Here is a 14,133-nt window from a genome sequence, read left to right as displayed (position 1 = left end):
GCACCGCCGAGCTGCGGGCCGGAGTGCTTGCGGCGTGGCGGGATTCGCCGACGCGGCTGCGCGAGGACAGTGCCAGTGAGGCGGATCTGGTGGCCGCGGGCTACCGGGATCGGCTGCTCACCGAGCTCGCGCAGAACGCGGCCGACGCGGCGGCCAAGGCCGGTGTCGCGGGTGAGCTGATCGTGCGGGTGCTCGACGGGCGGCTGCACGTCGCGAACACCGGTGCGCCACTCAGCGTTTCCGGTGTGCACGCGCTGACGGCACTGCGTGCCTCCGGAAAGGTCGACACCACCGAGGTCGGCCGCTTCGGTGTCGGCTTCACCGCGGTGCGTTCGGTCGGCGACGAGATCGAGGTCCGTTCGACCACCGGCTCCCTCCGCTTCTCCCGCACGGCGACGCTGAACGCCTTGCACGAGAACGGCATCGGCATCCCCGATGACCTCGTGAGCGTCGCACCCCCGGTCCTGAGACTCGTCTGGCCGGTCCCGACCACCCCGCTCGCGGGCACCGATACCGAAATCGTCGTCCACCTGCGCGACGACATCGACCCCGAAGCCCTCCTCGCCGCCATGCGAGCCGAGGCCCCCGACCTCCTCCTCGAACTACCGGCCCTACAGCGCATCCGAATCGAAGCAGACGAATTCACCAGCGCGGTAACCATTCTCACCACCACCACCGACGCCGACGCCACCACCGACGCCGACGCCACCACCGACGCCGACGCCGCTGCTGCCGCTGCCGCTGCCGCTGCCCCGAGCGCCGCCGCTGCTGCCCCGAGCGCCGCTGCTGCTGCCGCGAACGCCACTGCTCCTGCCGTCGACGTCGGCGCTGACGAGCCCGGCACCCTCTCCAAGCTGACGATCACCCTCCCGTCCGGCACACGCCGAGCGTGGTGGCAGTACCGCACCCCCAGGGCTCGCTGGCTACTCCCACTCCGTCAGGGTCGCCCGGTCGCGACCGCCCCGGACGTCCTGCGCGCGCCCACTCGATCCGACGAGGAACTCTCCCTCCCCGCGATCCTGATCGCCGACGTCCCCATGCAACCCGACCGCCGCCGCCTCCTCCCCGGCGCCCGGATCACCGAATCAGCCGCGGGCTACGCGGATTTCGCCCGCGCACTCCCGCCTCGGGATCGCCTCGTCCTGGTCCCCACACCCGGCTTCGCCCGCAGCGAAGCGGACGCGATCCTGCGCGAAGCCCTCATCACCGAACTTCGCACCAACCCGTGGCTCCCGGTGTGCGCGACGCGTGACACCACGGTCGACCCGTCGGACCTCGTCACGCCATCCTCGCCCGAAAATCCCGACCTGCCAGATCTCGCGGCGCTCTTCGCATCCGAGGATTCCGACCAGATCGACAGCTTCGGTCCCCACGGCACGACCTCGTTCGGCCCGGGCGAATCCACACTGGGCGGCGATCCCTTCGCGTCTGACGAGCCGTGGGGGCAGGCCGGCGCGGACACGCCGTGCAGCACTCCGACGCGTGCGAGCGTCATCCCCGATCTCACACCGGAATCGGCTGAGATCCTGGCCGAGATCACCGGCCCGTTGGTGATTCCGGAACTGTCCGGTCGAGCCGGTCAGGACAAGCTGGCGGTCCTCGATGTCCATCGGCTCGGACCTGCGTCGCTGGCCGACCTGTCGAGCGGGTTGCAGCGCGAACCACGCTGGTGGCGACGGTTTTACACCGCCTTGGAACCGTTCGTCGTCGACACAAGGACCGCCGAGGAGCTGGGCGCGCTCGCGGTGCCGCTGGCCGACGGGCGGTTGGTCACCGGGCCGCGCACCGTGGTGCTCGATGATCAGCTCACAGTCGCCGTGCCGGTGCACTGGGCTCGCCTGGTTCACCCGGACGCCACGCACCCGCTCCTTGGCCGTCTGGGGGCCCGCAGCGCGAGTTCGGACGACCTGCTCACCGATCCCGCCCTGCGCGATCTGCTCGAGCAGGATCCGGCCGACCCGGACACCGTCGCCGCCGTACTCCAGCTGGCGCCGTTCGCGTCGCCTGGCTCGCTGCCCGACTGGCTCGGCCTGCTCGAACTACCCGACGACACAGGCGAACTGAGCCCCGCCGACGAACTGCTGCTGCCCGGTGCACCGCTGGCCGAGGTCCTGGCACCCGACGCGCCCTTCGCCACCATCGCCGAGGCCACCGTCGCCGAATACGGCGAGCGGGCCTTGCGGGCGATCGGTGTCGGCTGGGGTTTCGCGGTACTCACCGATCCGGAGCCGACCGGCCCCGACCACGACCTCGACGACGAACAGTCCTGGTGGAACAGCCTTTCCGAGGATCCCCGCGAACTCACCGCGGTCCGCGACCTCGACCTGGTCGACGAAGACCGCTGGCCACAAGCCCTGCGCCACCTACTGTCTGAGCCGCGCACCCGCGCGCTACTCGCCGACCGTGACGGCTACACCACCTGGTGGCTGCACCGCCACGCCCACATCGACGGCATCGCACTCGGCCGCCTCCATCACCCGGACGACAACGAATTCGCCGGACTCCTGCCGACTTTCGCGGTGCCCGGCATCGAAGGCACCGACCTCGATGCCCTGCGCCCGGTCCTCGTCCGCCCCGATGTCATGTCCGCCGCGCTGGCCGAGGAACTTCTCGACGCGCTCGCCGATCCATCGAATTCCCCTGCCCCCGAGGTCATCGCCCGAACCAATGCCCGCCTGTCCGCCGCGGTCGCGTCCGGCGTGCTGGATCCGCGCGAACTCGATCTCCCCGAACAGGTCCGGGCCCTGTCGGGCGAGGTCATCGACGCGAGCACCGCCATGGTCCTCGACCAGCCCTGCTTCGGTCTGGTAGTCCCGCCGCAACGTCTCATCGTCGGCGACACCGAACACGCCGAAGCGCTGGCCACCCTGCTTGACCTACCGCTGGTCTCGGAACAGGTCAGCGCCGAGGTGATCGGCACCGGCCGCCGAAGCACCTGGGACGCGGAACCTTTGGGTGTGGTGCTGCGCCAACTGTGGTCGCCGCACGACACCGTCGGCGAACTCGTCCTGCACGAAACCCTCGAGGTGCAGCTGCGTGGCGCGATCTCGGGCACCGTCCACGTCCCGTGGTGGTGCGAGGGCGACGTCACCCACGTACAGGCGCCACGCGGCTAGCTCGGCGTGCTGCGGGCTATTCCGCGTGCGCGCTGATCATCTCGGAGAGCAGGTCGAGCTGAACCTGCACCGACTCGCTGTCGTCATCGACCAACCACCGCAGCACGATCCCGTCGATCACATTGAGCATGAACCGGCTCAGCGTCGTCACCGGTGTATTCCACCGCGTTTCGGTCGCCTCGCCGCATTGGTTGATCACATCGGCGATGGTGCTGTCGTTGAACCCGTACTGCTCGCGGGCGATCGCCAGTTTGGCCGGCGTCGACTCCCCCTCGCGCAGCGCGTAGGTGGTGGTCTCGTAGGTGAGCAACTGCCGTTCGGGAGTGGCTTCGATGTTGCGCCACATCAGTTCCAAACCGCGGCGCACCAATTTCTGAAGTGCTTCTTTTCCTGTTCCGGCGTCTTCCCATACCGTTTCATCGGCATCGACGGAATCACGCAATTCCATCGAGAGCGCTTTGACCAGCTCGGTCATCAGCGCGTCCTTGTTTTCGAAACAGTAATGCACCACGCCTAGCGAGACGCCCGCTGCTTGGGCGACATCACGCGTGGTCACGCCCGCAACGCCCTTTTTCTCGGCGAGACCGATCGCTGCCTCGATCAGGTGGGCTCGTCGTTCTTCGACGCTCAATCGGGAGGACACTGTGCGAGTTAAGCGCTCACACCACGAACAGTCAATTCGCCGGTCCGCCAGAAAATCCTGGACATTTGACCAGTTGATGTGGTTGTCTCCGGAATGGAAAGTTGCGAAGGAGTCGCCCGATGTCCCTGTCCCGCCGCACTGTGCTCGCCGCCTCGGCACTGAGTGCCACCGCGTTGCCCGTCCTCTCGAATCTGGGAATGCCGGTCGCCCAAGCGAATCCGGGTGGATTCGAATTCGGGCTCGGCATCGCCGATCTCACCGGCCCGGCCGCGGAATGCGGGATGATGGGTTACTCCCAACTCGAACAGACCACGGCGGGAATTCACCTACGCCCGCGCGCTCGCGCGTTCGTGATCGGTGCGGGGGAAAACCGGATCGCGTTCGTCGCGGTCGAGAACGGCGCGGTGTTCGGTTCGGTGCACGGCGCGGTGCTGTTCGCACTCGCCCGCCGATTCGGTGACCGGTACACCGAACGAAATGTGGTGCTCACCTCCACCCACACCCACGCCGGTTGTGGTGGTTCCGCGCACGATTACGCCTACACGCTGGCGACGCTGGGATTTCAACGACAGGTATTCGACGCCGAGGTCGACGGAATCGTCGAGGCGATCGTCGCCGCCGACGCGGATGTCGCGCCGGGTGCCATCACACTGGGCCGCGCGCGATTGCACGACGCCAGCGTGAACCGCTCGCGCGTGGCCTTCGATCGCAATCCGGCCGCCGATCGCGCTGCTTTCCCCGACGCGATCGACCCCGCGGTGACCACGTTGACGTTCGCCAGAAACGGCCGCCAGGTCGGTGCGCTCACCTGGTTCGCCACCCACAACACCTCGATGACCAATGCGAACCGCCTGATCAGCTCCGACAACAAGGGTTACGCCAGCTACGCCGCCGAACACCTCGAACACGGCGTCCGCCACCTCGACGGCGCCGACTTCATCGCCGCCTTCGCGCAGACCAACGCCGGCGACATGTCGCCCAATCTCAACCTCACCCCCGGCAACGGGCCGACCACCGACGAATTCGACAACACCAGGATCCTCGGCGAACGCCAGCACGCCGCCGCGAAAGCGGCTGCGGCCCAAGGCGCTACGCAGTCGGCCGCCGTCGCCTCGATGCTCTGCTACATCGATCTCGCCGACCTGACGATCGACGGCCGCTTCACCCCCGACGGCGCACCGCGACGCACCTCACCGGCCGCGGCGGGCGTTTCCCTGGCGGCGGGCAGCGTCGAGGACGGTCCCGGCCTGCCCGGCGGACCGATCCCCGAAGGCGTGCGCAATCCGATGATCGACTTCCTCGGCGGCATCGACCACCCGCACCCCGCCTGGCTGGCCGACGCGCAGGCCCCCAAGGCGATCTTCGCTCCGCTCGGGCTGATGCCACCGGTGCCGTGGGTGCCGAATGTGTTGCCGATCCAGCTGATTCGCATCGGTGACCTGTATCTGGCCGCCGCGGGCGCGGAGTTCACGATCGTCGCGGGTCTTCGGGTGCGACGCGCGGTGGCGGCGGTACTCGGCGTCGAGCTGGAACAGGTGCTGCTGCAGGGTTATACGAACAGCTACCACGAATACGTCACCACGCCTGAGGAATACGACGCGCAGCAGTACGAGGGCGCGTCGACCCTGTTCGGTCGCTACACGCTGTGCGGGTATGTGCAGGAATTCAGCAGGCTGGCACAGGCATTCGCCGCAGGGCAGGAAGTCGGCCGTGGTCCGGCACCGCGCGATGTCTCCGCGTTGCAACCGAACTTCGCGAGCACGCCGGGCCCCGACGCGACCCCACCGGGGCGTGGTTTCGGTGACGTCTTGATCCAGCCGTCATCGTGTCGACGTGGCGAACAGGCGGCCGTCGAATTCGTCTCGGCCCACCCGAAACACAACCCGCGCCGCGGCGACACCTTCCTGCACGTGCAGCGAAAGACCGCGGCGGGTTGGGCGCGCGTGGCCAACGAAGGCGAATGGGACGTCCGCTTCCACTGGCGCAAAGAAGGCACCGCGGTCTCGATCGCCCGCTTCACCTGGGACATCCCCGCGAGCGCCGAACCCGGGGTGCACCGCTTCGTGCACTACGCCGACGCACTCGGCACCGACGGCACGTTGCGCCCGGTCACCGGGACCAGCGACGAATTCGCGGTGGCCTGATCGGCGCGGGCACGCAGCGAAGGTGCCGGGTACGACTAGTCGGTGTCGAGCCCCACCTGAGCGCCTTTGTCGCCGCGACGGGCGGAACGTCGCTGCGCGAGAAAGATCGAAGACCCCATCACCCCCACAACGAACCCCATCAGGCACACCGGGCGGGCATCGGCCCAGCTCGCGTTCATCCACACCACCACCGTCGCGATAACCCACAGGGCGAAGCCACCCAACACGACCGGGCGCGGATCGACCAGGAATCGGGGCAGATGCGGCATCTCGGGACTGACGGGTCCGGCGTCCATACCCAAACAGTAGCTGGGTGAAACCCGTCAGCACAGCCGGACTTACCGTAGAGTTCTGCACTGTGACAACGCCATCGGACGTCCGTGCCCTGGCCGGTGACCTTTCACTGGCCGTCGTACGGCTCACGAGACACCTGCGCGGACGCCGTTCCGACGCGCAGATCTCGCTCACTCAGCTGTCGGCTCTGGCGACGCTGGCTCGTGATGGTGCCATGACGCCCGGCGTGCTGGCAGGCAAAGAACGTGTGCAACCGCCGTCGATGACGCGGGTCATCGCCTCGCTCGCCGACCTCGACCTGGTCCAGCGCCGCCCGCACCCGACCGACGGCAGACAGATCATCGTCTCGCTCTCGCCCGCCGGTCGCGCGCTGATCGCCGACGAGACCAATGCCCGCGAGGTGTGGATGACCGGTCAGCTCGCCGGACTTCGCCCCGAGCAGATCGTGGTCCTCGGGGAAGCCGTCGGCATCATGAACCAGATCGTCGCCGAATCGGAGTGATCAGCGCAGTTGTCCGGCCTCGTCGGCCGACACCACGTCGTGGCCGAGCGGGAACAGCGACAGCGGCACCAGCTTGAGATTCGCCCAGGCGAAGGGCAGGCCGATGATCGTCACCGCCAGCGCGATGCTGGTGAACACGTGGCCCAGTGCCAGCCACCAGCCCGCGAAGATGAACCAGATCACATTGCCGATCAGTGAGCCCGCGCCCGCGCTCGGTTTGTCGACCACCGTGCGACCGAACGGCCACAGCACGTACCCGGCCAGGCGTAGTGACGCGATCCCGAACGGGATGGTGACGATCAGGATGAAACAGATCAGTGCCGCGAGCAGGTACCCCAGCGCCATCCAGAACCCGCAGAGCACCACCCAGAGCACGTTCAAGATCAACTGGACAATCTTCATGCTTCCAGCATGCCAGGATTAGCCGGTGGCCGAAGTGATCGATATCGACGACCCCACCGACCCGCGCGTCGACGACTTCCGTGACCTGTCCGATGCCGACCGCAGGCCGGACCTGCCGGGCCGCAAAGGCCTGGTCGTCGCCGAGGGTGTGGTGGTCGTGCAGCGGATGCTCGATTCGCGTTTCGCGCCGAACGCGCTGCTCGGGGTCGGGAAACGCTTCGAGACCCTCGCCGATGACCTCGCCGATCGCGATCTGCCGTACTACCGCGCGAGCGCGGAGGTGATGGCCGAGGTGGTCGGGTTCCATCTCAATCGCGGCGTGCTCGCCGTCGCGTCGCGTCCAGCGGACTTGACTGTCGACGAGGTGCTCGACGGTGCGCGCACGGTGGCGGTCCTCGAAGGTGTAAACGATCACGAGAACCTGGGTTCGATGTTCCGTAATGCCGCGGGGCTCGGCGCGGACGCGGTGCTGTTCGGCAACCGGTGCGCCGATCCGCTGTATCGGCGGGCCGTGCGGGTATCGATGGGGCACGTGCTGCGGGTGCCGTTCGCGCAATTGCCACGGTGGCCGGAGAGTCTGGATCTGCTGCGGGACAGGGGTTTCCAGATCATCGCCTTGACGCCGAATCCCGAAGCGGTGAATCTGGCGACGGCGATGACGGGGGAGCGGGTGGCGTTGCTGCTCGGCGCCGAAGGGCCCGGACTCACTGAAGAAGCCATGCGTGCCACCGATATTCGCGCACGCATCCCGATGTCACCCGGCACCGATTCGCTCAATGTCGCGACCGCCGCGGCGATGGCGTTCTACGAACGAGTGCGCACGTCATGAGCCAGGAATACGAGGGGCCCTACCGGGCGCACACGGATTCGGTGCCGTGGGCGGCGGGCGGCACCGTTGTCGTGCTGGTCGCGCTGCTCGGCGGGGTCGCGGTGTATGCCTTCGGATGTGCGCTGGCCGCGGTCAATCCGCTGCTGGCGGTCGGGGTGAACGTGGTGGCGGCGGTCGGGGTGGCGCCGACGGCGTGGCGGTGGCGGTTCACGCCGGTGGTGCGGTGGGTGCTGGCCGGGGCGGCCGCGGCGGTCGTGCTCGGCTGGATCGCCGCGATCATCTACGTGCTCGGCTGAGGTTCACTGCACCCGGTCGGCGCCGCGCAGCCATCCGAAGAGCCCCCGCTTGCGCCGCGTCGCCGCACCGGGGCGCCCCATCAGCGCATGTTTCTGTTCCGGCGCCTGGCCTTTCGGGTACAGAGTGAAACCGCAGACCTCGAGGTCGCCGGGGGAGAGCTGGCCGGGTGCGGCCGCGGTGAGATGGCGGAAACCGAGCCATTCGGCATTGGCCGCGTCGGCGAAATCCGGCGGATCGAAGGGCAGCGACTGGGGTTCGGGATGGTCATGGCCCCGCCACGGCACCGGATGCTCACCAGCCCAGAACGTGCGCTCCCACACCATCGGGAGCCCCTCGTTCTCGAGAATATCCACCCTGGTGGAACTGAACGACCGCCGGAATTCGCCACGCTCCCAATGCGCGAACGCGCCCCAGTGCAGTTTCTGGTCGTAGGACACGAGAAACGTGTGCTCGGAGGCGAGCGGACGCACCAGCAGATCGGGCAGTTTCGTCGGGTGAACCAGCGCGGCCTCGGCCGTGCACACCACGGTCAACCCGGGATAGCAGCCGATATAGACCTCGTCCCGATCCGGCGCCGCACACCCACTCAGCGTCCCGACCATGTGCGGGCGAACATCGTGGTCACCGTAGAGCTGCCCGGCCAAGGCTGCCGCCGCGACAGGGTCAGCCTCGACCCGCGCCTTCAACACCGCGACGGGGTCGGGCGTATCGACGTACCAGAGAGTAGAAGCCACTGTCGCGCCTCCCTGTCCGCCACTGGTGCGTATTCAGGCCCTTGGTGTTCGTCAGTTGCCGGAGCTGCGGACGCCGAGCAGGACGTCTTCCCAAGAAGGCATGGGCGCCTTGCCTCGCTTGGTGCGTGCGGGCTTCGGCGCGGGCTTCTCGACCGCGGGCTCCTCGGCCGGCTTCTCCTGTTGCGCCGCAGGCTGACTCGGTGCGGCGGGGACCGCGGGAATCGGGGTAGCGGGCTTCGGGGCGGCAGCGGGAATCGGTGCCGTGGGGATCGGCGCGGCCGGAATCGCCGCCGTCCCACCGCCTGCCGCGACCTGACGCTGCTCGTAGTACTCGTCCACGTTCGGCGCCGGACGACTCTGCGGACGTGCGGCAGGCGCGGCGATCTGCTCGCGCGGACGCGGCTCCACCGGGGTCGGCGGTTCGAGCACCGGCGAGGCGGCCGGAACCGGCGTCGGCAGGATGGTGGCCAGTCCACGCAGGGCGCGGCCGAAGTCGGGATCGATCAGGTCGTTGGCCGGATCGTCGAGCGGGGACACCGAGCCACCGTGCGCGTCGGGCTGGTAGCGCCAGTGCGCCGCGATCTCGGAGTGTCCGTGCCGCCACTGCAATTGGGCGACCCAGAACCCCTTTTCGTCCTTCCAGGCATCCCACTCGGCCTGTTCGATGGTGTGTCCGCGCTCGGTGAAGGCCGCGGTGACGATCTCGTGCAGCGTTTCCACCGACGGACCGTCAGGGCGCACGGGGTGTGCCTTCTGCGCCAGTTCCGCTGCGCGAGCGCGCTCGAGCAACACCGGGTAGGCGAAGCGTTCGACTTTGGATTCCGGCATCCCGGACTCCGCCGTGACCTGCTCGACGGACGCTCCAGCGCGAATACGGGCCTGAATATCGCGAGGACGCATAGTCGCCTCCGTTTCGATTTCGATCTGGCCGAATCGTGCGAGGTCGCCGCGCGCCGCGGCGCGGAGCTTGTCGTCAGCGGGCAACCGGAATTTGGTGCCGGACTCGGTGTCACTGCACACGATGTGGGTGGAGTCGGGCGTCACCCCGATCACTCGAAGTTCACGCACCGTTACCTCCCTATCGCGTCGGCTACGACACCGCCCACTTTCCTCGACAGTAGTGCACTTTACTTGGCCGTGGCAGCAGACACGCACGACTTAAATCGCGCACGATCGCTGCCCAGGGGGCTAATCTGAGCGGCTCACCGCACGAATTCCGCTTGTGTACAGGCGTTTTGGTGATAGATCAACATCAAATCTCGGTACCGAGATCTGTCGAAACACGGCGAATATCACGAATGTGTGCAGTGAAATCACGAAGGGCCGGTGCTCTGCGAACCCGAATGGGATCACGGGGCACCGGCCCTATCGCGGTCTTATCTCAGAGCTGACCGACGACCCAGTCGATCGAACGGGTCAGCTGCGAAACATCTTCCGGGTCGATCGCCGGGAACATGCCGACACGCAGCTGGTTGCGGCCCAGCTTGCGGTAGGGCTCGGTGTCGACGATGCCGTTGGCGCGCAGGATCTTGGCGACCTGAGCCGCATCCACCGCGTCGTCGAAATCGATGGTGCCGACGACCTGCGAGCGGTGCGCCGGGTTGGTCACGTACGGGGTGGCGAAGGAGCTCGACTCGGCCCACGAGTACAGCCGCGAGGACGAATCCAGGGTGCGCTTCACGGTCCAGTCCAGACCGCCGTTGGCGTTCATCCACTCGATCTGATCGGCGAACAGCAGCAGGGTGGCCAGCGCCGGGGTGTTGTAGGTCTGGTCCTTGGAGGAGTTGTCGACCGCGATCGGCAGCGAAAGGAACTCCGGGGTCCAGCGACCCGATTCCTTGATCTCGGCGACGCGCGCCAGCGCGGCCGGGCTCATGATCGCGACCCACAGGCCACCGTCGGCGGCGAAGCACTTCTGCGGGGCGAAGTAGTACACATCGGAGTCGGCGATGTTCACCGGCAGACCGCCCGCGCCCGAGGTGGCGTCGATGGCGATCAGGGCGTTCTCCGAACCGACCGGACGCGACACGGGGATGGACACGCCGGTGGAGGTCTCGTTGTGGGCCCAGCCGATGAGGTCGACCGAGGGGTCCGACACGGGCTCGGGCGCGCTGCCCGGCTCGGCCTTGACGACGATCGGGTCGCCGATGAAGGGGTTGCCCTTGGCGACCGAGGCGAACTTCGAGGAGAACTCGCCGTTGGTCAGGTGCAGCGAACGCTCGCGGATCAGGCCGAACGCGGCGGCATCCCAGAACGCGGTGGTGCCACCGTTGCCGAGCACGACCTCGTAGCCATCGGGCAGCGAGAACAGCTCACGCAGGCCGTGGCGAACGCGCGCGACAACGTCCTTGACCGGCTTCTGGCGATGCGAGGTACCGAACACCGAGGCGCCCACAGTCACCAGGGACTGCAGCTGCTCCGGACGAACCTTGGACGGACCGCAGCCGAACCGTCCGTCGGCGGGCTTGAGGTCGGCGGGAATGGTCGGGAACGCACTGGTCATGGGGGCGAGTTTAGTGGTGGGCGGATCGCGGGCGTCGGGGTGGGTGGCGCTGTGAGGCGGCCCACTCGCGTTCGCCGTGGATCCTCAGGACACACCGGTCAGGAAGTCGACGAGTCCGAACGGCGCGCTGTTACCGATGCACAGGTCGAGGATCAGGTGCGCGTCCGCGGCGGCCTGTGCGCTGCGCGGGAACAGGGCCGCCTCGTAGGCGGTGAGTGCGGCTTCGATGTCGTCGGGGTGCGCGGCGATCGCCATGGCGAGTTCGGCGCCGTCGAGCATTGCCAGATTGGCGCCCTCGCCCGCGGGTGGCGCCAGGTGGGCGGCATCGCCGAGCAGGGTCACGCCGGGGACGCGGTCCCAGCGGTGGTCGGTCGGGAGCGTGTGGATCATGCGTGCGACCGGCGGAGTGTCGCCGTCGGTGATCAGTGCGGTGAGTTCGGGTGCCCAGCCGTCGAATTCGGTCGCTACTCGGGCGAGTGCGGCGGTGGGGTCGGAGACGTCTATGCCGTCGAGCCATTCGGCGGGGCGCGCGAGTTGGGCATAGGTGTGCACGACATCGCCCCGCTCGCGGTGCGCGGCGATGCCATGGCCCGGCGCGAGTGCGAACATGCCGCCGGCGCCGACCACTTCGGCCACCGCGGGATGCTGTTCGTCGACGTCGTGGAGATAGGTCTCGATGAAGACGGCGCCCGCGTACTCGGGCCGCGCGTCCGAGAGCAGTGGGCGGATTCGCGACCAGGCGCCGTCGGCACCGACGAGCAGTGCGGTGCGCACGATCGAACCGTCGGCGAAGGTCAGCTCGTGGTGACCGTTGTCGACGGCGACGACGCCGATGACCTTCTTGCCCCACTGGACCGCGTCCGCGGGCAGGGAGTCGAGCAGATTCGTCGCAGGTCGCCACGCAGGACTTCGGGACGTCCGGTGTTGCTGTCGTCGGGCTCGTCGAGCAGCAGCTTGCCGTGCTGGTCGAGGACGCGGGACGCCGCGCCGCCCTCGTGGATGACCGCGCGGAACTCTGTGGTGAGACCCGCCGCGGCGAGCGCGAATTGGCCGTCGTGTTCGTGGATGTCGAGTTGGCCGCCCTGGGTGCGGGCCCCCGCCGACGGCTCGGCCTCGTAGACCGTCGCGGGGATGCCGTGGACGTGCAGGACGCGGGCGAGGATGAGGCCGCCCAGGCCTGCTCCGATGATCGTGACCGGTGTTGTCATGGTGATTCCTTTCTTGGAACGGCGTTCCATGAACCCAGTTTGGAACATCGTTCCAGGAGTGTCAAGATGGTGTGCATGACGACACGTGCTCAGCGGACCACTCGACGCACCGACGCGCTGTCGAAGCAGCGCATCGTCGATGCCGCGATCGAGATCCTCGACGCCGACGGTGAGGGTGCGCTGACGTTCCGTGCCCTGGCGTCGCGGCTCGAGACCGGCAGCGGCGCGATCTACTGGCATGTCGAGAACAAGAGCGACCTGCTGCTCGCGGCGTCCGACGACGTCATCGCGCGGGTCCTCGCGGGCTCGGACGACAGCGCGGAGCCCTTTACCGCGATCCGTGCCGTCGCGCTCGGGATCTTCGACGCGATCGATGTTCATCCGTGGGTGGGTGCGCAGCTGGTCCGGGTGCCGTGGCAGCTGGCGATGCTGCAGATCTATGAGCGCGTCGGCGCGCAGTTGCGGATACTCGCCGTCCCCGAGCGGTCGCTGTTCTACGCCGCGTCCGCGCTGGTGAACTACATCCTCGGCGTCGCCGGCCAGAACGCGGCGAACGCTCGACTCGATGTGCGCGAGGGAGACCGCGCGGCCTTCCTCGCGGCCGTCGCCGACCGCTGGACACAGCAGGATCCAGCGGAATTCCCGTTCGCCCATCAGATCGCCGAGCAGCTGCGCGAGCACGACGACCGCGAACAGTTCCTCGCCGGAATCGATTACATCCTCGCCGGGATCGCCGCAGTCTGACCGCGAGTGATGCGGGGAATTTGCCCATGCGCGAAGGGCGTTCGCATTACTCTGCTGCCATGAGCCTCGTTGTGGCCGACTCGGGTCGGACCCTGCTCGACCGGTGGGTGTGGGCGTTCGGGCGGCGGCCGGGGTTGCTGTCGGAGGGGGCTCGGCGGGAACTGCTGATCAGGGGGTTGCCCGCGACGGCGAGCGTGCTTTCCGTGCGCACCCGCCGGGGGGAGGGCGGGTACCGGTTCAGCGTGCGGGTGTCGGTGCCGGGGGAGCTGGCCTATGACGCGCGGGTGCGGCAGCGGGTGCGTAGCCAGGATCTGGAGTGGATGCAGACCGGGGACGTGGTCGGCTGCCGAGTCGATCCAGGGGATCGGGAACGAGTGGTGTTGTTCGTCCCCGAGGTGCCGGAGTCGGGGCGCAAGGCCGCGGCCAAGATCTTGGCGAACGGGCGGCGAGCCGAGGCGACGGTGCTCGCGGTGGCGCCGATCGCCGCCGACTACACCGGACGCGATGATCCGGTGCTGCGGCTCGACCTGGAGATGCGGGCCTGGGACGAACCGGTGCCGTGGCGGGTGCGGTTGATCCAGCCGGTGCCGCTCTCGGCGATCGGGCAGATCGAACTGGGCACACGGTTGGAGGCGGCGTTCTTCACCGTCGACCGTGGGGCTTCGGTCGCGATCGACTTCGCGGCGCTGACCCGATAGCCGCCCACCGATCCGCACG

General features: G+C 68.2%; 13 protein-coding genes and 1 pseudogene. 7 read left to right on the top strand and 7 right to left on the bottom strand.

Going from position 1 to position 14,133, the window contains the following annotated elements:
* Positions 1-23 precede the first annotated feature (23 nt).
* Positions 24-3,116 carry a sacsin N-terminal ATP-binding-like domain-containing protein gene (locus ACLJPD_RS20400; RefSeq protein ID WP_410874154.1) on the top strand — a complete coding sequence of 1,031 codons (3,093 nt, stop codon included), beginning with the start codon at positions 24-26 and terminating at the stop codon, positions 3,114-3,116.
* Positions 3,117-3,132: 16 nt separating this feature from the next.
* On the opposite strand, the gene ACLJPD_RS20395 is transcribed toward ACLJPD_RS20400, so the two are convergent.
* A complete protein-coding gene (locus tag ACLJPD_RS20395; RefSeq protein ID WP_410874152.1) occupies positions 3,133-3,918 on the bottom strand; it encodes a TetR/AcrR family transcriptional regulator in 786 nt (261 codons plus the stop codon).
* Between ACLJPD_RS20395 and ACLJPD_RS20390 the strand changes: the two genes are divergently transcribed.
* Positions 3,879-5,903 carry a neutral/alkaline ceramidase gene (locus ACLJPD_RS20390; protein WP_410874151.1) on the top strand — a complete coding sequence of 675 codons (2,025 nt, stop codon included), beginning with the start codon at positions 3,879-3,881 and terminating at the stop codon, positions 5,901-5,903. The two genes, ACLJPD_RS20395 and ACLJPD_RS20390, sit on opposite strands and share 40 nt — an antisense overlap.
* Positions 5,904-5,938: 35 nt before the next feature.
* On the opposite strand, the gene ACLJPD_RS20385 is transcribed toward ACLJPD_RS20390, so the two are convergent.
* Positions 5,939-6,199, bottom strand: a complete 261-nt coding sequence (locus ACLJPD_RS20385) for a DUF2530 domain-containing protein (protein WP_410874149.1) — start codon at positions 6,197-6,199, stop codon at positions 5,939-5,941.
* Positions 6,200-6,261: 62 nt separating this feature from the next.
* Here ACLJPD_RS20385 and ACLJPD_RS20380 point away from each other — a divergent pair, with 62 nt between their 5' ends.
* Entirely contained in the window at positions 6,262-6,699 is a 438-nt protein-coding gene (locus ACLJPD_RS20380) for a MarR family winged helix-turn-helix transcriptional regulator (RefSeq protein WP_410874148.1), read from the top strand.
* On the opposite strand, the gene ACLJPD_RS20375 is transcribed toward ACLJPD_RS20380, so the two are convergent.
* Positions 6,700-7,101, bottom strand: a complete 402-nt coding sequence (locus ACLJPD_RS20375) for a YccF domain-containing protein (protein WP_410874146.1) — start codon at positions 7,099-7,101, stop codon at positions 6,700-6,702.
* A 25-nt stretch (positions 7,102-7,126) separates the two neighbouring features.
* Here ACLJPD_RS20375 and ACLJPD_RS20370 point away from each other — a divergent pair, with 25 nt between their 5' ends.
* Together ACLJPD_RS20370 and ACLJPD_RS20365 are read left to right on the top strand one after the other, a co-directional pair.
* Positions 7,127-7,930 carry a TrmH family RNA methyltransferase gene (locus ACLJPD_RS20370; protein WP_410874144.1) on the top strand — a complete coding sequence of 268 codons (804 nt, stop codon included), beginning with the start codon at positions 7,127-7,129 and terminating at the stop codon, positions 7,928-7,930.
* Positions 7,927-8,226: a DUF2537 domain-containing protein gene (locus tag ACLJPD_RS20365; protein ID WP_410874142.1), complete on the top strand. Its 300-nt coding sequence runs from the start codon at positions 7,927-7,929 to the stop codon at positions 8,224-8,226. Before ACLJPD_RS20370 ends, ACLJPD_RS20365 begins: the two co-directional genes overlap by 4 nt.
* A 3-nt stretch (positions 8,227-8,229) precedes the next feature.
* On the opposite strand, the gene ACLJPD_RS20360 is transcribed toward ACLJPD_RS20365, so the two are convergent.
* The 4 genes and pseudogenes from ACLJPD_RS20360 to ACLJPD_RS20345 form a co-directional block, all read right to left on the bottom strand.
* On the bottom strand, positions 8,230-8,961 hold the full coding sequence (locus ACLJPD_RS20360; protein WP_410874140.1) for a DUF6928 family protein: 732 nt from the start codon (positions 8,959-8,961) through the stop codon (positions 8,230-8,232).
* Between the two features lie 51 nt (positions 8,962-9,012).
* Positions 9,013-10,029 (bottom strand): septation protein SepH, encoded by a 1,017-nt coding sequence (gene sepH / locus ACLJPD_RS20355; RefSeq protein WP_410874138.1) that lies wholly within the window; start codon positions 10,027-10,029, stop codon positions 9,013-9,015.
* A 313-nt stretch (positions 10,030-10,342) separates the two neighbouring features.
* A complete protein-coding gene (gene serC, locus ACLJPD_RS20350) occupies positions 10,343-11,464 on the bottom strand; it encodes a phosphoserine transaminase (protein ID WP_410874136.1) in 1,122 nt (373 codons plus the stop codon).
* Between the two features lie 84 nt (positions 11,465-11,548).
* Positions 11,549-12,672, bottom strand: a pseudogene (locus ACLJPD_RS20345) (FAD-dependent oxidoreductase).
* A 75-nt stretch (positions 12,673-12,747) separates the two neighbouring features.
* Between ACLJPD_RS20345 and ACLJPD_RS20340 the strand changes: the two are divergent.
* The gene (locus tag ACLJPD_RS20340; RefSeq protein WP_410874134.1) at positions 12,748-13,416 is read left to right on the top strand and encodes a TetR family transcriptional regulator; all 669 of its coding nucleotides are present in this window, start codon (positions 12,748-12,750) and stop codon (positions 13,414-13,416) included.
* A 59-nt stretch (positions 13,417-13,475) separates the two neighbouring features.
* Positions 13,476-14,114: a hypothetical protein gene (locus ACLJPD_RS20335; RefSeq protein ID WP_410874132.1), complete on the top strand. Its 639-nt coding sequence runs from the start codon at positions 13,476-13,478 to the stop codon at positions 14,112-14,114.
* The last annotated feature ends 19 nt before the right edge of the window (positions 14,115-14,133 follow it).

It is taken from the genome of Nocardia sp. A7 (assembly GCF_046549215.1).
In the GTDB taxonomy this organism is placed as follows: Bacteria; Actinomycetota; Actinomycetes; order Mycobacteriales; family Mycobacteriaceae; genus Nocardia.
The sequence above is the reverse complement of the archived record's forward strand: the minus strand, read 5'-3'. Positions and strand labels throughout refer to the sequence as shown.